The organism is Sphingobium sp. KCTC 72723, assembly GCF_014280435.1.
GTDB lineage: Bacteria > Pseudomonadota > Alphaproteobacteria > Sphingomonadales > Sphingomonadaceae > Sphingobium.
This window is the reverse complement of the sequence record NZ_CP060388.1, coordinates 3,605,630-3,628,790: the sequence shown is the minus strand read 5'-3', so window position 1 is coordinate 3,628,790 and position 23,161 is coordinate 3,605,630. Positions and strand designations below refer to the sequence as shown.

Sequence of the window (23,161 nt, the reverse complement as noted above, 5' to 3'; positions counted from 1 at the left end):
GTCACAGACCATGCCGACTATTATGAACCCCGACTATGACGCAGTGGTGATCGGTGCGGGCGTAACCGGCATCTATCAAACCTACCTGCTCGACCAGAACGGAATGAGCGTGCTGGGTGTCGACGCGGCCGAAGATGTCGGAGGGACATGGTATTGGAACCGCTATCCCGGTTGCCGGCTGGATACCGAAAGCTATGCCTACGGCTATTTCGCGCTGAAAGGCATCATCCCCGAGTGGCGGTGGAGCGAGAATTTCGCAGGCCAGCCTGAAATGCTGCGTTACGTCAACGCGGCGGCCGACAAGATGGATATTCGCCGCTTCTACAAGTTCAAGACCAAGGTCGTATCGGCCCATTATAATGACGCGGGTAATGTCTGGGACATCAGGCTGGACGATGGCACCGATCTGACCTGCCGCTATCTGATTTCGGCCACCGGCCCGCTGTCGGCGTCTGCGATGCCCGATTATAAGGGGCTGGATCTGTTCCAGGGCGAAGCGTTCCATTCGTCGCGCTGGCCCAGGGACGCGGACGGAAAGCCCAGAAATATCGACTTCACCGGAAAGCGGGTCGGGGTGATCGGCACCGGAGCGACAGGTGTGCAGATCATTCCCATCGTCGCGGAAACCGCGCAGGATCTGTTCGTGTTTCAGCGCACGCCCAACTGGTGTACGCCGCTTGGCAATTCGGCTCTGAGCGATGAGGAAATGGACCTGATCAAGGCACGTTTCCCCACCGTATTGGAATATGTGAAAACGACGCCTACCGCCTTCCCCTATCATCGCGATACGCGCAAGGCATCTGAAGTCCCGGAAAAGGAACGAACCGAATTTTTCGAGGAGCTTTATGATCGCCCCGGATATGGCATCTGGCTCAGCAGCTTTCGCGATCTGTTATTGAGCAAAGAATCCAACAAGATTTTGGCCGATTTCGTCGCAGGGAAAATCAGGCAGCGGGTTGACGATCCGCAGGTTGCCGAAAAACTCATCCCGGTGGATCATCCATTCGGCGCGAAGCGTGTGCCAATGGAAACCAACTATTATGAAACCTACAACCAGCCCAACGTCCATCTGGTCGATATAAAGACGACGCCAATCGACGAGTTCGTCGCGCAAGGCGCGAAGATTGGCGACAAGATATATGATCTGGATGTCATCATCTTTGCGACTGGGTTTGACGGCATTACCGGATCGCTCGACCGGATCGATATCCGTGGCCATGACGGCTTGCGGTTGATCGACGCCTGGGTTGATGGACCGTCAACCTATCTGGGCCTTCAGGCGCGCGGCTTTCCCAATTTCTACACTCTGGTCGGACCCCATAATGGCTCGGCATTTTGCAATGTCGGGGTGTGCGGCGCGCTTCAGGCGGAGTGGGTGACGCAGATGCTATGCTATATGAAGGCGGGCGGCCTCACCTATGCGCAGCCGTCGCACGCAGCCGAAAAGCAGTGGACCGACGCAGTATATGCCGATTTTGCCAGGACGCTAATGGCTGATACTAATGCCTGGTGGGTCAGGGTCACCAACAAGCCGGATGGCACGATCGTGCGCCGCACCCTCGTCTATGTCGGCGGTGGCCCGGAATATCGCAAGCGTTGCGAAGAGGTCGCCTATGGCGGCTATGAGGGATTTGAATTGGCATGAAGCCGGACGGTTATCCGCTCGATTGAGAGCGGATAACCGTCCAGATGCCCTCAAAATCACCGAACGGAGATCAGCCCGCCATCGACGGGGATCAGTTGCCCGGTGATAAAGCGCGAACCATCGCTTGCCAGGAATAGCAGCACAGGCGCGAGGTCCACATCCGCATCGCCGAACTTCCCGCCCAGCGGGATCTGCTCGGCCGTCGCCTTGTCATGGGCGGCCAGATCCTCCGGGGACAAGGCCTCGCGGAACCGCGCATACATGGGGGTGACTATGTAGGGCAGCACGGCATTCATGCGAATGTTGCGTTTGCCCCACTCGCGCGCGACGCTGCGGGTCCAGGCGTGGACCGCCGCCTTCGACGCACCATAGACGGCGTTGTTGATTTCGGCGGTCAGCCCGGATTCCGACCCGAAGTTAATGATCGAGCCGCCGTCCGGCATATGTCGATAGGCAGCGCCATTGGTATAGATGGTGCCGTTCACATTGACGTTGAAAAGCCAGGCCAGTGTCTCGTCAGGGACATCGTGCGTGGCGGCATGGCGATGGACGCCGGCAATATGGGCCAGCACGTCAAGCCCGCCCAGACGGGCCACGGCCGCATCGAAGGCGGCGTCCACCATGGCGCGATCGCCCACGTCGCACGCAATGAAAAATGCCGATCCCGGCCCCTTGGCGGTCGCGCTGGCGGCGATCGCTTCGCCCTGCGCCGCGTCGATGTCCATCGCGGCGACATGCGCGCCAGCCGCCACATAGGCGCGAAGGGCGGATGCCCCGATGCCTTGCGCCGCCCCGGTCACGATGATCTTCTTGCCGTGCAATTCCATGAAAGTAGCCCCTTTCTTCAAGCAGCCAGGCTGCACCCTAAAGATCGCGCATGGCTTGTGGCCTTCACCGGCCTTGCCAGGTCGGCACGCGCTTTTCCTTCCATGCCGCGGCGGCTTCGATACAGTCTGCCGTCGCCACATAGGCGTCGATCAGCGGATAGCGTCGATCGAGCGCCTCGCGCAGTCCATGTTCCAGACCCAGCAGCGCGGCCTGCTTGCTGGCCTGCGCTGCCAGGGGCGCGCAGGCGAGAATCTTCTGGGTCCACAGTTCGGTCGTGGCGGCCATTTCCGCCCTCGCAGCGATCTCGTTGACCAGGCCGAATTGCAAGGCACGGGCCGCATCGAGCGGTTCGCTCGCGACGATCATTGCCATCGCCACATGATGGGGCAGTTGACGGATCGCACGATGCACGACACCGCAATGGTCGATAAATCCCGCCCGCGCCTCCGGCAGTCGGAATTGCGTGTCGTCCGCCGCGATCAGTATGTCGGCGCACATCGCCAGTTCGAAGCCAAGGCCAAGGACATGCCCATGGACCACCGCGATCAGCGGCTTTTGCAGAGGCACGAGGCGGCCGCCAATGCCAGTCAGCCCGCCGCCGAACGAAAGCCCGTCCTGCCCGGTGGGCGGGTCCGACATATCCGCCCCTGCGCAAAAGGCGCGATCCCCGGCGCCGGTCAGGATCGCGACGCGAATATCGGGATCGCCGTCGATCCGCGCCCACGCCTGCGCCAGCGCCCGGTCCATCTCCGCATTGATGGCGTTGAGGACTGCGGGCCGGTTGAGACGGACCTCCGCCACCTTTCCCCGAACGTCGAACTCGATCAATGCCATGGGCGTTGGCTCCGTCTAGCGCCTAATGCGCCAACATGCCGGCATCGACGAGATGTTCGGACCCGGTGATGTAGGAGGATTCATCGGACGCCAGGAACAGGACGAGGTTCGAAACCTCGATTGGTTCGGCGATCCGGCCCAGCGGAATCTGGGCCAGTGCATCGCCGCCCACCTCATCGGTCGCCTCGACCATCATCGGCGTCTGGATGAAGCCGGGATGGACGGAATTGACCCGGATATTATGCTTGCCATATTCGACCGCCGTGGCCTTCGTCATGCCGCGCACGGCAAATTTGCTCGCGACATAGGCCAGGCTCGGAAAGCCGTAATTCGCGGCCATGCCCGCGATCGACGAAATGTTGACGATGGACCCGCGCCCGGCCTTGACCATGACCGGCAGGACCGCCTTCATGCCATAGAATACGCTATGCTGGTTGATGGCGCATACCTGCGCATAGCCTTCCTCGGTCAGGTCGGCGGTCGTCGCCATCGGACCCAATATGCCGGCATTGTTGACCAGAATGTCGATGGTGCCAAAGGCGTCCACCGTCGCGGTGATGACGTCCGCCCAGGATTCCGGCAGGGTCACGTCATGGGCCACGAACATCGCTTTTTCACCAAGTTCGGCCGCCAGCGCCTTGCCGCCCTCGACATTGCGGTCGGTCAGGACGACGTTGGCGCCTTCCTGGATGAAAAGGCGGGCGTGCGACGCGCCCATGCCCCGCGCAGCGCCGGTGATGACGGCGGTTTTTCCTGTAAGGCGGCCCATATTCTCTCCTATGCTTGGCTGTCTGGCTCTTTCAGCCTAATTTCGGTTATACAAAGCGTCTCTTGGTTTGAAAGTCAAGAACGGTGTTGATCATGGCGGCGGGCCATACCATTATTGCTCCATCAAAGTGAAAAATAACATATATATTACAATATTATAACCAATTTTTGCGTTTGCAGTTTCGATGCACAAGCCTGTCGGTGGTGGTGTGATCTGAGATTAGCTATTGCATAATTTGTCTAATTAAGATTAGCTTTGTGGCGATTGGACGCGGGATCAACCCGGCGCGACATTATGGTGACGAGATGGCACAGCCGGATCGTGTCGTTATCGGGAGGATAGTCATGTACGGTAAAGCCGCAGTACTCGTTGAAAAGAACCGTCTGGAAACATGGGATGTCGAGGTCCATGCGCCAGAGCCGGGCGGCGCGCTCGTCCGCACGATATTGGGCGGCGTCTGCGGCAGCGACGTCCATATCCTCACCGGCGAAGCAGGCGAAATGCCCTTCCCGATCATCTTGGGGCATGAAGGCGTCGGCGAAATTACCCAATTGGGCGCCGGGGTTTCCACCGACTATGCCGGAACGCCGGTCAAGGCTGGCGATCTGGTCATCTGGTCGCCGATCGCGCTGTGCCATCGCTGCTATTCCTGCACCGTGCTGGAACAGACGCCGTGCGAAAACAGCCAATATTTCGAAGACGCCGCCAAGCCCAATTGGGGCAGCTATTCCGACTATGCCTGGCTGCCCAACAACATGCCCTTCTATCGCCTGCCCGACGGCGCGCAGCCTGAAGCGATCGCCGCGCTGGGCTGTGCGCTGCCGACGGTGTTGCGCGGCTTTGATCGCTGCGGCCCGGTGCGTTTCGGCGACTCCGTCGTCGTCCAGGGCGCAGGGCCAGTGGGCCTGTCCGCCATCCTCGTCGCGGCGCAAGCCGGGGCGCGGGAAATCATCGTCATCGACGGTGCGCAGGCCCGGCTGGACGCCGCCATGACGCTGGGCGCGACATCCACCGTGTCGCTCAGCCTGTCCCCTGACGAGCGCAAGCGCATGATCTACGACCGGATCGGCAGGCAGGGACCGGACATCGTCATCGAGGCGGCGGGCGCGCTGCCCGCATTCCCGGAGGGCGTGGACATTAGCGGCATCCACAGCCGCTATATCATATTGGGCCTGTGGGGCGCGATTGGTACGCAGCCAATTTCCCCGCGCGACCTGACGCTGAAAAACCTGACGATCGGCGGCGCATCCTTCCCGGCGCCCAAAAATTACTATCAGGGGATGCAGTTCGCGGCGCGGGTGCAAAATCAGGTGCCGCTGGCAGCGCTGGTCAGCCATCGTTTCAGCATCAGTCAGGCGGCAGAGGCGCTGACCGTCACCAAGAATGGCGTCGCCACCAAGGCCGTCATCGACCCCACCATCAGTTAAGAAGGACGCTGGCATGAACGTCGATACGATCGCCCCGCCATCCGCCAAGCACCGCATGGCCATTCCCGATCATGTGCCCGCGCCATTGGTGCGCGACATCGACATCTACGATCTCGATGGCATTGAGGAAGGGGTGCATGAAGCCTGGAAGAAGGTGCAGCAGCCCGATACGCCGCCGCTGGTCTGGACCCCCTTTACCGGCGGCCACTGGATCGCCACGCGCGGCGCGCTGATCGACGAAATCTATCGCAGCCCCGACCGCTTTTCCAGCCGGGTCATCTGGGTGCCGCGTGAGGCGGGTGAGGCCTATGACATGGTCCCGACCAAGATGGACCCGCCCGAACATACGCCCTATCGCAAGGCAATCGACAAGGGGCTGAATCTTGCCCAGATTCGCAAGGTCGAAAGCGATGTGCGGGCGGTGGCTATCGACCTGATCGAAGGTTTTGCGGCGCAGGGCCATTGCGACTTCGCCAGGGATTTCGCCAACATTTTTCCGGTCAAAGTCTTTCTTGCGCTCGCGGGCTTGCCAATGGAGGATGCGGCGGGCCTCAATGCGCTGGCCAAGGAAATGACCCGGCCGTCGGGCAACACGCCCGAGGAGCAGGGCCAATCGCTGAGGGAGGCGAATGCGGGCTTCTTCGCCTATGTCGCGCCGATCATCGCGCAGCGGCGTGGCGGCACCGGCACCGACCTGATCACGCAGATGGTGAATAGTGAAATCAACGGCGCACCGATGCCCGAAGACAAGATGCTTGGGCTGGTGTCGCTTTTGCTGCTGGGCGGTCTGGATACCGTCGTCAATTTCCTCAGCTTCATGATGATCTACCTCGCGCGCCATCCCGAAACGGTCGAGGAGATGGTGGCGGACCCGATGAAGCTGCAACGCGGCGTGGAGGAGATGTTCCGTCGCTTCGCCGTCGTGTCCGACGCGCGTTATGTGGTGGCGGACATGGAATATTATGGCACGCAGCTGAAGGCTGGCGACCTCATTTTGCTGCCCACGGCGCTGCATGGCCTGGACGATAGCCAGCATGAAGACCCCATGACGGTCGACCTATCCCGCCGCAATGTCGCCCATTCGACCTTTGCGCAGGGGCCGCACCGTTGCGCGGGTATGCACCTGGCGCGCATGGAAGTGCTGGTGATGTTGCAGGAATGGCTGGCCCGCATCCCCCATTTCGCGCTTAAAGAAGGCGCGGCACCCGTCTATCATGCCGGTATCGTATCGGCGGTCGAAGATATTCCGCTGGTCTGGAAAGTGTGAGGGAAAACATGTCCATAGTCTCCGACGCCGCCACCTTTCGGCAGATATTGGGCCATTATCCGACCGGCGTATGCGCCATCACCGCCATGCAGCCGGACGGCACGCCTGCCGCGATGATCGTCGGGTCGTTCACATCCGTGTCGCTCGACCCGCCTCTGGTTGCCTTCTTCCCCGACAAGGCTTCGTCCAGCTGGCCCAAGATCGAGGCCTGTGGCGGATTTTGCGTCAACGTACTGGCGGACGATCAGGAAGGTCTATGCCGGACGCTGGCGTCGAAGGATCCTGCCAAGTTCGATGGGGTGCCGCATCATCTGTCGGCACGCGGCGCGCCGATACTGGACGGCGCGCTCGCGTGGATCGATTGTTCCTTCCATGCAATTCATGAGGCGGGCGACCATTATATCGCGATCGGTGAAGTCCACGCTCTGGACATCCACCATCCCGGCGCGCCCCTGCTGTTTCACAAGGGACGCTACGGCAAAGTCTCGCCTTTGCTCTGACCGCATATAACAGGGGGAGGGCAATCAACCCTCCCCCCGCTTCACCCGGCCAGCATGTGCGCGGGCGCGATGTTGGCGTCGCGCAGGGGAATGCGATCAACCACCGTCAGGCCAAATCCTTCCAGTGCCGCCAGCTTCGCCTTGCTCGACGTCAGCAAGGTCATGTGCCGCACGCCCAGATCCAGCAATATCTGCGCCCCTATGCCATAGTCGCGGGTGGCATTGGCATCATGATAGGTCTTGCGCCCACCCATGATCCGTTTCGAGATGGAGTCCGGGCCGGGATCGCGCACGAAGACCGCGACGGCCTGCCCCTCATGCGCGGCAATGGCTTTCAGCGCCTGCGGCACATAATCGGGATGCGCCTGGGACCAGCCGAGCATGTCGGTCGCCATGTCGACCTGATGCACGCGGACCAGCGTGTCGCGATCGGGGCGGATGTCGCCCTTGACCAGTGCGACATGCTCGCCGCCATCGACCAGATTGCGATAGACATGGATGGTCAGGTCGCCGCCGTAGAAACTGTGAAAAGGCGCACTCGCGACTCGCTCGATCAGCTTTTCGAACCGCCGCCGATAGGCGATAAGGTCGGCGATCGTGCCGACCTTCAATCCATGTTCCTTGGCAAAGACGAGCAGTTCGGGCAGCCGCGCCATGCTGCCATCGTCGTTCATCACTTCGCAGATGACGCCGGCCGGGGTCAGCCCTGCCAGGCGAGATATATCCACGGCCGCTTCGGTGTGGCCTGCCCGCACGAGAACGCCGCCGTCACGCGCCGTCAGCGGGAACACATGCCCCGGCGACACGATGTCCGCCGATGTCTTGGTCGGATCGACCGCCACGGCAATGGTGTGCGCGCGATCCTGCGCGGATATGCCGGTGGTGACGCCTTCGCGCGCTTCGATGGATATGGTGAAGGCGGTGCCATGGCCGGACTGATTGTTGGCGGCCATGGGCGGCAGTTTCAGCTGCTCCGCCCGCGATTTCGTCATCGCCAGGCAGATCAGGCCGCGCGCATGTTTGGCCATGAAATTGATCTGGCGCGGGGTCGCGAACTGCGCCGGTATGATGACGTCGCCTTCATTCTCGCGATCGTCGGCATCGACCAATATATAGGGCAGCCCGTTTATCGCGTCGTGAATGATGTCCTCTATGGACGAAATGCCTTCGCTACTCATCGATCCGTCTTTCCATATGTCTGCTATGTTTTCAGGCTGCGCCGCGTTGCGTGGCGAGGTGGGCCAGCGCCATGTCTTTCAGGATGTTCTTCTGGACCTTGCCCGTGCCGGTTTTCGGCAAATCCTCTTCCGCGATGAACCAGATGTCGCGCGGCAATTTATACCCGGCCACCTGCGGCCTCAGCCAGACGAGGATGTCTTCGTCCGAAACGGCATGGCCCTCCGCGCGCACCATCCATGCGCAGCCGCACTCGCCCCAGCGATCGTCGGGCATACCGATGAAGAACGCCTGGCCGATCGCGGGATGAGTGGTGACGAGCTGCTCCAGTTCCTTGGGCGACACCAACTCGCCCCGGCTCTTGTACAATTCCTTCGACCGTCCGGTCAGGAACAGGTTCCCGTCAGGCCGAAACTGCCCCAGATCGCCGGTGCGCAGCCATCCGCCCGGCAGAAACAGCTTTTCCGTTTCCTCCGGTCGGCGGAAATAGCCAAGACTATTCATTGGCCCCCGCGTGCAGAGTTCGCCCGCGACGCCCGGCGGCAGATCAGCGCCAGTGACGGGATCGATGGTCTTGAATTCGCAAATCCGGCCGTCCTGCTCGGCGATCCCGGCTACGCCTGCCTGCACGATGCACCCTTGCGTCTCTGCTACAATGTCGATCGGATCACCCGGCTGGGTGCAGACGATCGTCGCCGTCGCTTCGGTCTGGCCATAGCTGGTGAAAATTTCTTCGCAACCGAACGTCTCCTGAATGTCCCGCCACACCCAACTGGGGGTCGGCGCAGCCGCGCTGTGGACGGCGGTGAGCGAACCAAGATCATAGGATTTGACCTTCGCCCGCTCCATCATCGCGATCGTCATCGTGGGTACGCCCATCAAATAGGTCGCGCGGTGGCGCTGTGTCGCGGCCAGCAGCGCGTCGGCATCGAAGCGGAGCAGCGGGACGATCGACCCGCCAACGATCATGCCGGACAGCAGGCCCACGACCAGTCCGAAGCCATGATAGAGCGGCAGCGAGAACACCGCGCGTCGCCCTTCATCGAATGCCTGATGATAGGCTCCCGCATAGGCCGCGCGCAGCAGATTGTCATGGGTCTGCACGACCCCCTTGGGCGATCCGGTCGTGCCGGACGTGAACATGATGACGGCGGGATCATGCGGCTCCGCCCCTTGCGACGGCAACGCGCCCACCGGCAGAGAGTCGAAAAAGGCCTGGGGCGCTTCCGCATCATAGACCAGGCCCGCGCGTAATTCCGGCAGGGCGGCGCAATCGCCGGTGCGCCAGCCGGGAACCTGGGCGTCCAGTTCCAGATCATAACGGCGCGACCCGAAGCGCGCCATGCTGATCAGGACATTGCAGCCCGCTTCCCGAACCGCATATTCCAGATCCTTGGGCGCATAGAGCGTGTTGATCGCCACGGCGACGCCGCCCGCGCGCCAGATGGCGAACATCAGCGATACCGTGATCGGATAATTGGCCAGCAACAGCCCCACGCGATCACCGCGGGCAATGCCCATTCCGCACAGGGCCGCAGCAAATCGCGCGGACTGCGCATGGACCGACGCATAATCTAGCGTTTCTGCATCCGTGATGACGAGAGGCTTCGTCGCGAAATGGCACTGCACCCGTGCGAGATAGGCATCCACCGTCATGCCTTCCCAGATGGGATGCCGATCGGAAATGGCCCGCCGTCGTTCTGCTATGACCTCGATCACCGGGGCGCTCCTCCTCTACCTAATAGAAATTAATATGCCGCCTTTGCCCTTTTGCGTCAAGCGCTGTCCTTTTTCCAGGCGAAAGCTTTGCGACTTACCCGCGCTCATATCCATTTCCAAAATCCATTTATATCACTGATAATAATGAATTTTACTGTGGTTCACAATCTGGCTTCGCTGGACGGATAGAACGGCTGCCGATTGGTCCAGCGGCAAAGTTTGCATCAGGGTCTTGCCAAAGTGGCCTAATTTTGATTAGTTTAATTTCAGCAGAGTGTCTTGGAGGCGTTTATGGATGTGGGTTTGGGGCTGACGTTCCAGAATCTGAAGGATCAGGTCAGCGATAACGAGGTTTACCGGCACGAACTGGCCCTGGCGGCAGGGGCGGAGGATCGCGGCTTCGATTCCGTCTGGACCCCGGAGCATCATTTCACCGGCTATATGATGACCCCCAACGTCCCCCAGTTCCTGTCCTGGGTCGCGGCCAAGACCAAACGCATCAAGCTGGGCACCACGGTTACGGTCCTGCCATGGCAAAACCCGGTCCGCATCGCCGAAAGCTTCCTGCTGCTCGACCAATTGTCGGAAGGGCGCGCGATTTTGGGCATTGGCCGGGGTCTGGGCAAGGGCGAGTTTGACGGGTTCCAGGTGCCGATGGGCGAAGCACGCCACCGGTTCCGCGAATATGCCGAAGCGCTGCTCGCTGCCCTGGAGACCGGGGTCATGGAATATGACGGCAAATATCTGCAACAGCCGCGCGTCGAATTGCGCCCGCGGCCCTATGCCAGCTATCGTGGCCGGGTGTTCGCATCGGCGGTATCGCCGGAGTCGGTCAAGCTGATGGCAAATCTCGACGTTGGCCTGATGATCATCGCCCAGAAGCCCTGGGACCGGGTGGCCGAAGATGTGAAAAGCTATCGCGACCGCTTCTTCGCCATGCAGGGGCGCCCCGCCCCCAAGCCGGTCGTCGTCGCCTTCGTCGCGGTGAACGAAGATGCCGCCAAGGCGCAGGAAATGCGCGACAAATATCTGGTCGAATATGCCCGATCCACATCCTCCTTCTACCAGTTCGGCAACAAGGAATTTGAGAAGATCGAGGGCTATGAATATTATGGCGCTCTGGCCAGCAGCGTCGAGAAACATGGTATCGAGAAGTTCAATAATTTCCTGGCCGATCTCCAGATATGGGGACGCCCTGAAGAGGTGGTGGAGAAGCTCAAGGCAATGGTCGATCGCTTCGACGTGGGCAGCTTCATCATCTACACCCAGTTCGGCGACATGCCCTTCGATGTCGGTCGGGACAATACCGAGCTGTTTGCAAGCAAGGTTCTCCCGCATCTCAAGGACATCGACGTGTCGGTCCCGGCCGCGTCGCCCCCGCCGCTGCAATCGGTGGCCTGACCTGTTACCATCCGTCACGGCGCGCAAGACGCCGTGGCGGACCAGAGAGAGAGGATGACGATGGAAGGCGCTGCACAGTTGCTGCTGTATGAAATCCGTGACGGTACGGCCTGGATCACCCTCAATCGTCCCGAAAAGCGCAATGCGCTGAGCGAGCCGTTGCAGGAGCAACTCTGCGCCCTGCTATGGGATGCCGACGAGGATAACCGGGTTCATGCGGTGGTCCTAAAGGCCGCCGGTCCGGATTTCTGTTCCGGCTATGATCTTCAGAAATATGACCAGCCGATACCGGGGCAGGTCGATCACAAACGGGGTCGTGCCAAATTCGACGACGACAGTTGGCACCAGGAACGGGCGCAGCGGTTGCGCATGGCGCTGTTCGACATGCACAAGCCTGTCATCGCCCAGGTCCATGGCCGCTGCCTGGCGGGCGGCACCGACCTTGCGCTGCTCTGCGACATGGTGATCTGCGCTGACGATGCGCTGTTCGGTTTCCCCCCGGCGCGCTCGCAGGGTTCTCTGCCCAGCCATATGTGGCTCTATCTCGTGGGTCCGCAATGGGCCAAGCGGCTGCTGCTGACCGGCGATTCGATCCGTGGCCAGGACGCCGCGACCATCGGGCTGGCGCTCAAATCCGTCCCGGCCGACCAGCTCGGCGCAGAGGTGGCGACGCTCGCCGCGCGCCTGTCCCTGATCGACGCCGACCTGCTCAGCGCCAATAAACGGATCGTGAATATCGGTCTTGAACTGATGGGCGCGCGCACGTTGCAGCGCATGTCCGCCGAAATGGACGCGCGCGGCCACCTTGCCGCCAGCCGCTCCCGGTTCAACGACACGGTGCGGACCGAGGGGTTGAAGGAGGCGGTACGCCAGCGCGACGAGCCGTTCGGCGATCCGGTAATCAAATTATAACAGCAGACAGGATGAGGCGATGATGGAAGGCGAAGGCTGGCGGTGCCTGTGGGATGCCAAGGCGATATTGGGCGAAAGCACGGTCTGGGACGATCGGGACGGCTGCATCTATTGGGTCGATATCGAAGCACCCAGCATCAACTGGTTCCATCTGGACAGCGGCCGGACGGGACGCTGGGACGCGCCAGCCTGGATCAGCGCGATCGCGCCCCGCGCCGGCGGCGGCTTCATCGCCTCCTGCGCCGACGGCTTTGCCCATGTCGATCCCCACAAGCAGATCTACGCGCCGTTCATCCATCCGATACCCAATCCCCGGATCGCGCGGCTCAATGATGGTGTGACGGATCGCCAGGGACGCTACTGGTCCGGCTCGTGCGATTCCAGCCAGTGGGACGAAAGCACGACCACCGACGACAAGGAAAGCACGCTCGGCAACCTCGATGTGCGCAACACTGGCGAACTCTATCGGCTGGACGCCGATGGCAGCGTCAGTACGCAGGAACGCAATATCGTGACCGCCAATGGTCCGGCGTTCAGCCCCGACGGCCGCACCGCCTATGTGAATGATTCCATGCCGCTGGTCAGTTGGGCCTATGACGTAGCCGACGATGGCACGCTCTCAAACCGTCGCGACTTCCTGACCTTCAAGCCGGACGATGGCTATCCCGACGGCATGGCCGTGGATGTCGATGGCTGCATCTGGATGGCCTTCTACGAAAGCTGGGTGCTGCGCCGCTTTGCGCCGGATGCGACCTTGCTGGAGGAACGACGCTTGCCGGTGCGCCGTGGCCTTCGCCCGGCTTTTGGTGGCAGTGATTATAAACGGTTGTTCCTGATCACCGGATCGCAGGGCTTTTCCGCCGATACTTTTGCAAAACAGCCACTGGCGGGCGGGTTGTTCGAAATATTGGACCCACCTGCATCCGGCGTGCCTAATTCCCCTTATGCCGGGTAGGACGCGACATCTGACTGCACTACTGTCTTTCCCTGAGATTATTGCTAAGGGATGCCATGGCACACGCAGATAACGGCCGAACGCGCATTCTTGATTCCGCGGCAACAGTCCTCCGGCAAAAGGGGCTGGCTGGCGCCAAACTGAGCGAAATCGCCAAAGGTGCCGGGATGCTGGCACCCAGCATCTATCATCATTTCCCGTCCAAGGATCATCTGGTCGAGGAAGTGATGATGGAAGGGATTTACCACAACAGTCGCCATATCGTGGCCCGCGTCGAAGTATTGGGACCACAGGCGGCCCCACTGGTCAGGCTAAGGGCGGCGATCGTCGCGCATATCGACTTTTTGCTGTCAGGCGACGATTACTCCTCCGCCGTGGCGCGCGTGTTCGACGATCTGCCGGACGAAATGCGGCGGCGCGTTCTGGCCGCCTATTCCAGCTTCGACAATTATTGGCGCGACCTCATCGTCGCCGCGCAGGCTGATGGCAGCGCCAGCGCGGCGCTCGACCCTACCGTGGTCAGGAAGTTCCTGATCGCCATGCTGGATTCCTGCTCATCCTGGTATCGGCCGGGGAAATTGGCACCTGGCCAGATCGCAGAGCAAGCAGCGGATCTGTTGTTGCACGGATTTGCCAGCGGTAACCCGCGCACTGTTTAAGGGGATATGGGAAGGGGGGAAAATTCCCCCCTCCTCACCTATCATGTTCAGGCAGCGACGGATTCCGCCGCAACCGCTTTGGCCCCAGGCAATTTGACCCGCGGTGCCACTTCCTTGGCGATCAGTTCCAGCGAGTTCCACCATGGCGTGGGATCGTCATAATAGTCGTGCGATTCGACCTGAAGGGTGCCCCAGCCGCCACAGCCTTCGAACAGCGTGTTCAGCTTGTCGACCACCGTATCGGGCGAACCCACGACGAACACATTGTCGACCAGGAATTCCAGGTCGGCATTGGCCGGGTCGATACCCGCGTCCTTGGCAAAGCCGTCCATCATGCCGAAACGATGCCAGATCGGGATCAGATATTTGTTGAAACAATAACCGATCGGACCTTCCATCACCAGACGCTTGGCTTCCGCGTCGGTGTCGGCGCAAAATACCGTCTGCGATACCGCATGGCGCTGCCGGTCGGGCGTGAACCCCGCCTTGATATTGGCTTCGGAATAGATTTCCCAGTGACGCTTGAGCGCGTCCAGGCCCGAAAAGATCGAGACTGGCTTGAAATTGCGTTCCCCTGCAAGCTTCATCGACGGCGAATTGGCGCTGAAGCCCGTGACGGCGATTTCGGGCAAAGCGCCATTATAGGGCGCGAAATTCGCCAGCATATGCTGCTCGTCATCTTCGGTTTCGGCAGGGGCTTCCTCAGGGAATCCTGCGTCCCAATATTTGCCTTCATAGAAGAATGGCTCGCGCTTCCAGATCTTCTCCATGATGCCCAGCGATTCGCGGACCATATCGTTGAGCATCTGCGGTTCGGCATCCTTGATGCCGTGCATATAGGATGCCTGCGGATAGGCGCCCGCGCCGATCCCCAGGAAATAGCGTCCCTCCAATATTTGCGACAGCCAGCCGATCATGACGGCGAGCTTTGCGGGATGCTGATGCGGCAGGATATGGGCCATCGGCGCGAACCGGATATTGCTCGTCTGCAACGCGGCTGCGGCCATGATCAGTTCGGGGTTGGGAATATTTTCCCAGATCTGCGACGCATGTTCGGAGATCATCATCGAGGTAAAGCCTGCCTTGTCGCAGGCTATGCTATTTTGGACACCCCATTCAAACGTCTGCCTCGCCGTGCGTCCGGGGCGCATATAGGGGTGAAAGATAAGGCCGGTTTCCATCGCCATGAAAGTCTCTCCTTGAGCGTCTGTCGCGTCGTGCCGTTTTTGACCGTCTTGGCGCGGTGCCGGCATGTCGTTGTCTAATGACGATTAGGGAATAATCTTTCTGGCCACTTTAAGTCAAGTGTAAATGCGCCGGCCATCGCCGATGGCTTTTCGGTCGAGGCAAATATGGTTTTTCCGACGGGCTTTGTCTGAAAAAATGCCGAAAACTTGTTTTTTCCGGGATATCGTGCAAACTGGATGGCGCTTCGGTCGCATTTATCACGCTCCAGGCGGCGATAGAAATATTACACCTGTTTTAGGATATTGCGGTGGCGAACGCGGAAATTGAACTGGAAGTCCCGCCAACGACCGAAGCCATTGACGGAAAAACGCGGCTCATCCTGGCGGGAGAACAGCTTTTTGCGCAAAATGGCATCAATGGCTCTTCGATGCGGGAGATCGCGACGAAGGCTGGCCAGGGCAATCATGCTGCCGTGCAATATCATTTCGGTTCGCGCGAAGGTCTGGTCCGCGGCATTTTCGATTATCGCATGGAGCAGATGGAGGCAGAGCGCGGCGCCATGCTCGAACGCGCCAGGGCGACCGGCAGCCTCAAGGATGCCCGGACCATCCTCGAAATCATCCTGCTGCCACAGCTTGGCCTGCACGATGCGGACGGCAACCATTCTTATGCCAGTTTCCTGAGCCAATATCTGCTTCAAAGCCGATCGCCGGAGTTTGGCGACTTTAGCGGGTCGGAACCGCCCCATCTGACCCAGGCGCTGCAACTGATGCGTCAGCGTGTCGATTACCTCCCCCCCTATGTGGCGCAGCGGCGGCTCATCAGCGTCAGCCTCATGTTCCTCAACATCCTGATGCGCCATCACGGAACCGATGAAGCCGCGTTCGGCGAATCTTTCCCAGATGCGCTGGAAGACACGATGGAGCAAATCGTCGGCAGCATGTGTATGCCGCTTCGATTGGCGTCGTCCCGACAACCTGCCGCTTATTCCGGGCCGTCTGACCCCGTCGATCTTGCGCTTGGCTGAACTGGACTTGACGGGACGGTGCGCGCATAATCGGTTGTAAATCGGGGGATTGCAATGCAGATGCGCGCCGTTTCCGTCCTGGCACTGATCGTCGGGACGCCATTATTGACTTCCGCTGCGCCGCTGCCGCGCCCGTCGGTCATGGCCCGGTTTACGCCCGAAGCACTGATGGCGTCGGGTTGCGGTTTCCTGCCACAGGGGGAAGGCGCTGGCACGCCGGGCAAAGCGGTCGCGCCCATGCCGCTGATCGACGGGCTGGCCCCGATCCGTTACCCCGTCACTACGCGCGATCGTCAGGCGCAGGCCTATTTCAATCAGGGGATGGCCTTTCTCTACGGTTTCGAATTTCCCAAGGCCGAACGCAGCTTCGCGGCTGGCCGCGTGCGCGATCCGGGCTGTGCCATGTGCAAATGGGGCGAAGCGCTGGCGTTCGGTCCCTATATTAACAGCGGACCATCGGGCGAAGCGCGGATCGCCCATGCGCGCGGGCTGACCGATCAGGCTTTGGCACAGCCAGGGATCAGCGACAAGGAACGGGCGCTGATCGAGGCACTCAGGTTGCGCTATGCGCCCGGTGGCGCGCGCGATCAGAAGGGCGTCCATGCCGTCGATTTTGCCAACGCGATGCAGGCTGTGTCCGGTCGCTTTCCTGACGATGATATGGTGATGGTGCTGGCGGCCGAAGCGGCAATGAACGTGCGTCCCTGGGATTATTGGGAGGCCGACAATGCCACGCCGCGCCCGTGGGGCCGCAGGGCGCTGGGGCTGGTCGAAAAGATACTGGCCCGCAACCCCGACCAGACTCAGGCGCAGCATCTCTATATCCACCTGACCGAAGCATCCACCACGCCCGAACGCGCCGAACGTGCGGCCGACATGCTGGAAATATCCGCGCCTGCCTCCGCCCATCTCGTCCATATGCCTAGCCACACCTATTACCGGATCGGCCGTTTCGCGGATTCAGTGACCGTCAACCGGCAGGCTATCGTGGTCGATGAGGATATGGCGCGGCGGTTGAATGAAGATCCCCAATATTATGGCTATTTCACGCACCATAGCCACTTCATGCTGTCGGCGGCGGAGCAGATCGGCGATCGCGATACCGCGTTGAAGGCGGCCGACGGGCTTGAAGCGGCAATCACCCCGGCGAAGGTGGCGGTGGAACCCCGTTTCGAAGGCCGCCTTATTTCAGCGCTTCAGGCCCGCGCGCAATTCGCGCACGATCTTCAAGCCTTGCTGGCCATTCCGCAGCCCGATGCACGCTTGCCCCATATGCGGCAAATCTGGTGGGCGTTGCGGGCCGAAGGGTTGGGCCGGGCAGGGCGCAAGGCCGATGCGATGCGCGAAATCGTGGCGATGCGGGCGGCGCGGGGCAAGGGGGCGCTACGGAAAAACTATCTGCCGCTGGTCAAGCTGGCCGAAACCATTGCGCTGGCGCGGATCGCGGAGGGCGAGGGACAGCGCCGCAAAGCTGCGCGACTATTGCAGGCGGCCGCCGGGATCGAAAGCAAATTCGCCTATAACGAACCGCCGCTCTGGCATCAGCCGGTCGATGCGGCGCTGGGCGCGCTGTTGTTGCGCAATGGCGACGCGCGCGGCGCAAAGCTGGCGTTCGATCGCGCTCTGGCCCGGCGGCCCGGCAATGGCTGGGCGTTGCGTGGCCGCGCAGAGGCCGAAGCCAGGCTGGGCGACCGGGTGGCGAGCGACCGGACGCTGGCGCTCTATCGCAAAAGTTGGGCAGGGGGTTCGGACGAAGCGGTGCTGGCGCGGCTCTGACGTTCCGTCAGGCTGGCGATCAGCGCCCGCATTTCGACAGGAAAGTCGGGTCAATCCCGCATCAACCTCTGGCCCCACTTTCGGGCAGGACCGGGCGCAGCGGCAGGCCAAGGTCGCGCCAGCCGTCCGTCCCCTCCGCCAGCCACCAGACCTGCGTATAGCCAAGCGCCTTCAACCGTCGCGCTGCGTTCCAGCTCATCCAGCAATCGGCCAGGCAAAATACGATGATCGGCCGGTCCTTGCGCCCCCCGACCAATCGCTGCACGCCCCGCACGAACCAGGTTTCGATGGCGGGATCAGGCACCCCGCGCCCGCTTTCGGGGAACCAGTGCGCGCCGGGGATGCTGTGTCGCACCGACGCCAGCCGCCATCGGCCATCGGCTTCCCTCTGGCCGCCCTCCGCCGGCATCACGTCGATGAACAGCGCGTCGCGATCCGGGCGCAACTGCGCGGCGGCGGCGGGCGCGATCCGCGTCACTCCATCGGGCGGGCGGCGCGTCGGCGCGCGGTAATGCGCGATGCGATATCCGTCTGCGCCGAAAGACGGCCCGCTCTGCGCCGCTGCCGGTGAAGCGGCGATCATCAGCATGGCGGCAAGCTGCAATCCTGACCGCATATCCTCTCCCTCGTCCCTGGGACCAAAGGTGCAATGGTAGCACGCACGCTACCGCTATAGACCCACACTTAAGGAGAAGGATGTGAAACCCTGGGTCACCATGCTTGTGGCGCTTGTTCTGGCGCTGCTTGCCGCGCCTGCGCTGCCCGCCGGGGCGGCCTATCCCGCCGATCCGCTGGGGTCACCGATGTGGACGGCCCATGCGCGCACGATCTTCGGCGACGATCCGGTGCGTTTTGATCCGCGCGTCAAAGTCCTCTTTCCTCCGATCGCGGAAAATCAGCGCGCCTTTCCGGTCGCGATTGACGCCCGCGCCATCCCCGGCGTCCGGCGCATGGTCCTGTTCGCCGATCTCAATCCCATTCCGCTGGCGATCGACTATCGGCCCGATCATGCCCAGGCCTATATCGCTACTCGCATAAAGCTGGACCAGCGCACGCCCGTTCGCGGCGCGGTGCAACTGGCGGACGGGCAATGGCTGGTGTCGGGCGGCTGGATCGACGCGGCAGGCGGCGGCTGTTCGGCCCCGCCGGTCAGCCGGGTCAAGGGCGACTGGGCGCAGCATCTGGGCGAAATACGGGGCGAGGCATGGCCGCTGGCCGGGGGCGACGCGCGTTTGCGCCTGTCCTTCCGCCACCCGATGGATACAGGCTTCGTCGCCAACATCGCGACCTATCATCTCGAAACCCTGCGTGTGCAGGATGCTGGCGGACGGGCGCTGGGAGACATGGAGATATGGGCCAGCGTAGCGGAGGATCCCGCCATTACCCTGATGCCGATGGCCAAGGCAGGGGACCGGCTGACGATCGACGCGCGCGACACAAACGGACGCGCCTATCGCGCGCAGGTGGATGTGGCGAAACAGTCGCCCGCGCCAGCCCGATGATCCTGTCGCGCCGAGCCCTGCTGGCGGGGCTGGCGGCCACGCCCGCCATTACCCATGCCGCGACCGACTATAGCATCCGTCCGGTCGCGGTAGGCGACGGCATCTGGATGGTCCATGGCGTCGATGGGCCGATCGAACCGGCCAATGGCGGTGCCATCGCCAACATCACGATCATCGACACGCCATCGGGCGTCGTGCTGTGCGATTGCGGCCCGTCTTTCCGCTATGCGCGCGCATTGAAAAGCGTGGCGGAAGCGTTGACGGGCAAGCGGGTGGCGCGCGTCTATGTAACCCATCTCCATCCAGACCATGGCCTCGGCACGGCCGCTTTCGATCCCGCGATCGTCGCCGCGCTGCCCGGCACCATCGACGCGCTGCGGGGGCAGGGGCAGGGGTTTGCCGATGCCATGTATCGCATCCTCAACGACTGGATGCGCGGCACGGACGTGGCGCTGCCGGGCAGGGCGATCACTATCGATCGCGACGATTTCGGCGGTCGCGCGCTGCGCCTGCTGGCCTTGTCGGGGCATAGCGGCGCGGACCTGGCTTTGCTTGACGAAAAAACGGGCCTGCTGATCGCGGGCGATCTGGTCTTTCACGACCGCGCGCCCAGCACGCCCACGGCCAACCTGCCGCTCTGGCGCGCCAGCCTCGACCGGCTGAAGGCGCTGGCGCATGGCGGCCTCATTCCCGGCCATGGCCCGTTCGATCCCGGCGGCGTGGCGGCCATCGCCCAGACCCGCGACTGGATCGACTGGCTGGATGGCGCCCTGACACAGGCGGTCGGCGACGGCCTCGACATGGTGGAAGCGGGCGAACTGGCGATCCCCGCCCGCTTCGCCACCATGGCCGCTGCCCGCTACGAACTGCAACGCAGCGTGTCCCACCTTTATCCGGCGATCGAGGCGCAGTTGCTGCCGCGCATCGACCTGCCTGACGGCTGAATCAATCGACGCCCTGAACGATGAATGTCTGATAATCCCCACCCTTCAACCGATGGGGCAGCGCGTCCTGATAGGCTGGACTGTCATACCATGCCTCGGCTTCCGCAAATGTCGGGAACGCCAGAATGACCGCGCTGTCGGTCGCCGGGCCGTCCGTGCTGCGCGTCTTGCCGTAAAAGGCCAGCGGCGTGACGGCGTGACCGGCGGTCGATTTGCCGGCCAGCGCGCCATATATGTCCATGGCGGCGGGGTCCGTAACGGCGTTGCGCACGGCGATGAAATAGGCGGTCATGGCTTCTCTCCTGTCTTGTCCTGTTCAAAATAGCGCTTTCACGCCAACATACCAGCGGCGCGGCGCACCCGGCCCATAGGCGCGCGGATTGGATGCGCCGGGGGCTTCCTCCAGCGCGATCTCGTCCACTTCGCTGAATGCGCCGAAAGTCGCATATTGCCGGTCGAATGCGTTGCGCAGTTCGCCAAACAGGCTGACGCCCTTGATGATGGTCACGCTGCCGCGCAGGTTGACGATCGCATAGCCGCCCAGTTTCGCATTGTCATTGCCTTCATCCCCGACGAGATATTGGCCCGACCGCGCGATGACATCGCCACCGATCGACCAGCCGGTTGCGGCATAATCGACGCTCAACGTCGCGCTGTGGCGCGCGATGCCGGGCAGGCGGTCGCCCCGCGCCACCGCGATGGTGCCGTCGTCGTCGGCCTGCGGATTGGCCGGGCTGCTCAGCGTCAGCGGCGCACGATAGGTCGCATCGCTAAAGGCATAGCTCAGATTGGCGGTCAGGCCGCCACGCGACGCTTTGACGCTGGCTTCCACCCCCTGTCGCCGCGTGCTGCCGATATTGCGGAAATAGGCGCGCCCCCGAATGTCGGACGCGGCAAACTGAATGTCGTTGCTGTTGCGCGTGCCATAGGCTGACAACAGCCATGCGATATGAACTCCGCCCGCCCGCGCCATCCCGCTCGCCCCCAATTCCCAGCTTTTCGCCACGACCTGCTTGAGCGGCGGGTCGGCGACGAAGAAATTGGTCAGGCTGCACGGCGCATTTTCGTCCGCGCAGGACAATTCCGCCGGGGTCGGCGCACGGTTGGTTTCGGCATAGCCCGCACGCAGCGACAGCGCATTGCTGACCCTATAGTCCAATTCCACCCCCGGATTGATCCGGTTGAAACTGTGCCGCCCGTTTAGCGCGGTGCCGATCTGGTCCTGCAAAACGACCCGCGCATGATTATAACGCAGCCCGATTTCGGCGGAGAGGCCCGGCGCGATCGGCAGCCGGTCCTGCGCGAATATGCCCCAATAGTCGGCGTGCGCGACCAGCCCGACCGGCGCGATGGCCCCGTCCGCCTGCACGATGAAGCGGCCCAGCCCGTCGACGCTGCGTTCGTCGGTCAGCGCGCCCAGCTCGACCGACGTGTCGAACCGCGTGCGGCTGCTGTCGTAACTCATGCCCAGCGCGAAATGATTGTCGCCTGCCAGCATGGGGCGCGTGTCGATGATCTGGAACAGCGCGCCCATGGCATCGGTGCGGGTGCGGCCACGGTTCAGGACGCCATAGCCTTCCCCGCCGATCGTATCGGCAATGGCGTTGCCGGCCGCATCGGTCAGGATCGTCTGCGCTTCTTCTTCATCGTCCCCGCCGACCGTCTCCAAACAGACCAGACCGGCGGCATCGTCATCCTCGCACCCTTCGATATCGGCGGCATCGCCGTTGACCGTGCGCAGCGTCAGCCGCTGCGCATAGAGCGTGCCTTCGATCCGCGTCTGGTCCGACAGTGCGACCCAGGGGTGCAGGCTGACCCGGCCATAGCGCGACCGGCTGTTGTCGGGCCAGGTGAACACGGCCCGCCGGTCGGCTGCCAGCAATTCGACCGGGGCGACGCCATTGCCGGTCAGGTCGGTGTCGGCACCGATCAGCTTCATGTGCAAACCGCCGGTCGCGGTGTCGAAGCCCAGGTCGAGATAGCCATTATACAGGCGGGATGGCGAAAAATCGCGCCAGCCATCCTCATGGCTATATTGAAACGCACCAAAAGCGCTGAAATCGCCCTTCGCGAACCCGCCCGCTATACTGGCCTCACGATAGTCGAAACGCCCTCCGGTCATGCTCGCTTCCAGCCCCGGATCGGCCGCCCCGTTGCGCGTTTCCACCAGCATCGCGCCGCCCAGGGCATTAAGGCCATAAATCGGGCTGGCGTCCAATATGCTCAGCTTGCGGATCGCCGCTTCGGGCAGCAGGTCGAAGGCGACGATATCGCCGAACGGCTGATTGAACCGCGCCCCGTCCAGATAGACGGCGATTCCCTGTGCCTGCCCTTGCAGGGGGGACGCGGCAAAACCGCGATAGATCAGATTGGGTTGCCACGGATTGCCCTGTGCATCCTGTAACGTGACACCTGCTATCGTGCGGGTCAGGGCGCCCAGCAGGTCAGGCGTGCCTGCACGGCTGATGTCGGCGGCGGACAAGGACAGCGCATCGTCGGCGTCGATGGCCCCGCCCGGCGCAGTCACGGTGATCGGCTGGCGCTGGTCGTCGTCCATCATCGGCTGCGCCCATGCCTGCCCGGCCCACAGCATGGCCGCCCCCGCCAGCAACGCCTTCATCCCTCGCACATC

At 62.2% G+C, this 23,161-nt stretch carries 21 protein-coding genes; 12 read left to right on the top strand and 9 right to left on the bottom strand.

Annotated elements, in window-relative coordinates:
* Positions 1-10: 10 nt before the first annotated feature.
* Complete coding sequence (locus SPBM01_RS17510; RefSeq protein ID WP_188062816.1) at positions 11-1,645, top strand: flavin-containing monooxygenase; 1,635 nt, start codon at positions 11-13, stop codon at positions 1,643-1,645.
* A gap of 56 nt (positions 1,646-1,701) precedes the next feature.
* On the opposite strand, the gene SPBM01_RS17505 is transcribed toward SPBM01_RS17510, so the two are convergent.
* From SPBM01_RS17505 to SPBM01_RS17495, 3 genes are all read right to left on the bottom strand, one after another.
* Positions 1,702-2,472 (bottom strand): SDR family NAD(P)-dependent oxidoreductase, encoded by a 771-nt coding sequence (locus tag SPBM01_RS17505; protein WP_188062815.1) that lies wholly within the window; start codon positions 2,470-2,472, stop codon positions 1,702-1,704.
* 64 nt (positions 2,473-2,536) lie between these two features.
* A complete protein-coding gene (locus tag SPBM01_RS17500) occupies positions 2,537-3,307 on the bottom strand; it encodes an enoyl-CoA hydratase-related protein (protein ID WP_188062814.1) in 771 nt (256 codons plus the stop codon).
* A gap of 22 nt (positions 3,308-3,329) precedes the next feature.
* The gene (locus SPBM01_RS17495) at positions 3,330-4,076 is read right to left on the bottom strand and encodes an SDR family NAD(P)-dependent oxidoreductase (RefSeq protein WP_188062813.1); all 747 of its coding nucleotides are present in this window, start codon (positions 4,074-4,076) and stop codon (positions 3,330-3,332) included.
* Between the two features lie 344 nt (positions 4,077-4,420).
* Between SPBM01_RS17495 and SPBM01_RS17490 the strand changes: the two genes are divergently transcribed.
* Genes SPBM01_RS17490 through SPBM01_RS17480 form a run of 3 tightly spaced genes read left to right on the top strand, consistent with a single transcriptional unit; the run spans position 4,421 to position 7,270 of the window.
* On the top strand, positions 4,421-5,503 hold the full coding sequence (locus SPBM01_RS17490; protein WP_188062812.1) for a zinc-binding dehydrogenase: 1,083 nt from the start codon (positions 4,421-4,423) through the stop codon (positions 5,501-5,503).
* A 13-nt stretch (positions 5,504-5,516) separates the two neighbouring features.
* The gene (locus SPBM01_RS17485; protein ID WP_188062811.1) at positions 5,517-6,770 is read left to right on the top strand and encodes a cytochrome P450; all 1,254 of its coding nucleotides are present in this window, start codon (positions 5,517-5,519) and stop codon (positions 6,768-6,770) included.
* Between the two features lie 8 nt (positions 6,771-6,778).
* The gene (locus tag SPBM01_RS17480; protein ID WP_188062810.1) at positions 6,779-7,270 is read left to right on the top strand and encodes a flavin reductase family protein; all 492 of its coding nucleotides are present in this window, start codon (positions 6,779-6,781) and stop codon (positions 7,268-7,270) included.
* Between the two features lie 41 nt (positions 7,271-7,311).
* On the opposite strand, the gene ribB is transcribed toward SPBM01_RS17480, so the two are convergent.
* A complete protein-coding gene (gene ribB, locus SPBM01_RS17475; RefSeq protein WP_188062809.1) occupies positions 7,312-8,448 on the bottom strand; it encodes a 3,4-dihydroxy-2-butanone-4-phosphate synthase in 1,137 nt (378 codons plus the stop codon).
* 31 nt (positions 8,449-8,479) lie between these two features.
* A complete protein-coding gene (locus SPBM01_RS17470; RefSeq protein WP_262504247.1) occupies positions 8,480-10,165 on the bottom strand; it encodes a class I adenylate-forming enzyme family protein in 1,686 nt (561 codons plus the stop codon).
* A gap of 291 nt (positions 10,166-10,456) precedes the next feature.
* Here SPBM01_RS17470 and SPBM01_RS17465 point away from each other — a divergent pair, with 291 nt between their 5' ends.
* From SPBM01_RS17465 to SPBM01_RS17450, 4 genes are read left to right on the top strand one after another with little or no spacing between them, the layout of a single operon-like run.
* Positions 10,457-11,566: an LLM class flavin-dependent oxidoreductase gene (locus tag SPBM01_RS17465; RefSeq protein WP_188062808.1), complete on the top strand. Its 1,110-nt coding sequence runs from the start codon at positions 10,457-10,459 to the stop codon at positions 11,564-11,566.
* A 54-nt stretch (positions 11,567-11,620) separates the two neighbouring features.
* Positions 11,621-12,478, top strand: a complete 858-nt coding sequence (locus tag SPBM01_RS17460) for a crotonase/enoyl-CoA hydratase family protein (protein WP_188062807.1) — start codon at positions 11,621-11,623, stop codon at positions 12,476-12,478.
* 19 nt (positions 12,479-12,497) lie between these two features.
* Positions 12,498-13,433 carry an SMP-30/gluconolactonase/LRE family protein gene (locus SPBM01_RS17455; RefSeq protein WP_188062806.1) on the top strand — a complete coding sequence of 312 codons (936 nt, stop codon included), beginning with the start codon at positions 12,498-12,500 and terminating at the stop codon, positions 13,431-13,433.
* Positions 13,434-13,489: 56 nt separating this feature from the next.
* Positions 13,490-14,092, top strand: a complete 603-nt coding sequence (locus tag SPBM01_RS17450; RefSeq protein ID WP_188062805.1) for a TetR/AcrR family transcriptional regulator — start codon at positions 13,490-13,492, stop codon at positions 14,090-14,092.
* A 47-nt stretch (positions 14,093-14,139) separates the two neighbouring features.
* On the opposite strand, the gene SPBM01_RS17445 is transcribed toward SPBM01_RS17450, so the two are convergent.
* Entirely contained in the window at positions 14,140-15,279 is a 1,140-nt protein-coding gene (locus SPBM01_RS17445) for an LLM class flavin-dependent oxidoreductase (RefSeq protein WP_188062804.1), read from the bottom strand.
* 308 nt (positions 15,280-15,587) lie between these two features.
* Here SPBM01_RS17445 and SPBM01_RS17440 point away from each other — a divergent pair, with 308 nt between their 5' ends.
* Positions 15,588-16,307 carry a TetR/AcrR family transcriptional regulator gene (locus tag SPBM01_RS17440; RefSeq protein WP_262504246.1) on the top strand — a complete coding sequence of 240 codons (720 nt, stop codon included), beginning with the start codon at positions 15,588-15,590 and terminating at the stop codon, positions 16,305-16,307.
* Positions 16,308-16,361: 54 nt separating this feature from the next.
* The gene (locus SPBM01_RS17435) at positions 16,362-18,083 is read left to right on the top strand and encodes a hypothetical protein (protein WP_223177727.1); all 1,722 of its coding nucleotides are present in this window, start codon (positions 16,362-16,364) and stop codon (positions 18,081-18,083) included.
* Between the two features lie 61 nt (positions 18,084-18,144).
* Here SPBM01_RS17435 and SPBM01_RS17430 read toward each other — a convergent pair whose 3' ends face one another.
* Positions 18,145-18,699, bottom strand: a complete 555-nt coding sequence (locus SPBM01_RS17430) for a rhodanese-like domain-containing protein (RefSeq protein WP_188062802.1) — start codon at positions 18,697-18,699, stop codon at positions 18,145-18,147.
* A gap of 100 nt (positions 18,700-18,799) precedes the next feature.
* Here SPBM01_RS17430 and SPBM01_RS17425 point away from each other — a divergent pair, with 100 nt between their 5' ends.
* Together SPBM01_RS17425 and SPBM01_RS17420 are read left to right on the top strand one after the other, a co-directional pair.
* Positions 18,800-19,585, top strand: a complete 786-nt coding sequence (locus SPBM01_RS17425; protein ID WP_188065795.1) for a quinoprotein dehydrogenase-associated SoxYZ-like carrier — start codon at positions 18,800-18,802, stop codon at positions 19,583-19,585.
* The gene (locus tag SPBM01_RS17420) at positions 19,582-20,529 is read left to right on the top strand and encodes a quinoprotein relay system zinc metallohydrolase 1 (protein ID WP_188062801.1); all 948 of its coding nucleotides are present in this window, start codon (positions 19,582-19,584) and stop codon (positions 20,527-20,529) included. The genes SPBM01_RS17425 and SPBM01_RS17420 overlap by 4 nt, the downstream gene beginning before the upstream one ends.
* Position 20,530: 1 nt before the next feature.
* Here the strand turns inward: SPBM01_RS17420 and SPBM01_RS17415 are convergent, their stop codons facing one another.
* Together SPBM01_RS17415 and SPBM01_RS17410 are read right to left on the bottom strand one after the other, a co-directional pair.
* Positions 20,531-20,821: a DUF1330 domain-containing protein gene (locus tag SPBM01_RS17415; protein ID WP_188062800.1), complete on the bottom strand. Its 291-nt coding sequence runs from the start codon at positions 20,819-20,821 to the stop codon at positions 20,531-20,533.
* Between the two features lie 24 nt (positions 20,822-20,845).
* Positions 20,846-23,149, bottom strand: a complete 2,304-nt coding sequence (locus tag SPBM01_RS17410; protein ID WP_188065794.1) for a TonB-dependent receptor domain-containing protein — start codon at positions 23,147-23,149, stop codon at positions 20,846-20,848.
* Positions 23,150-23,161: the final 12 nt, after the last annotated feature.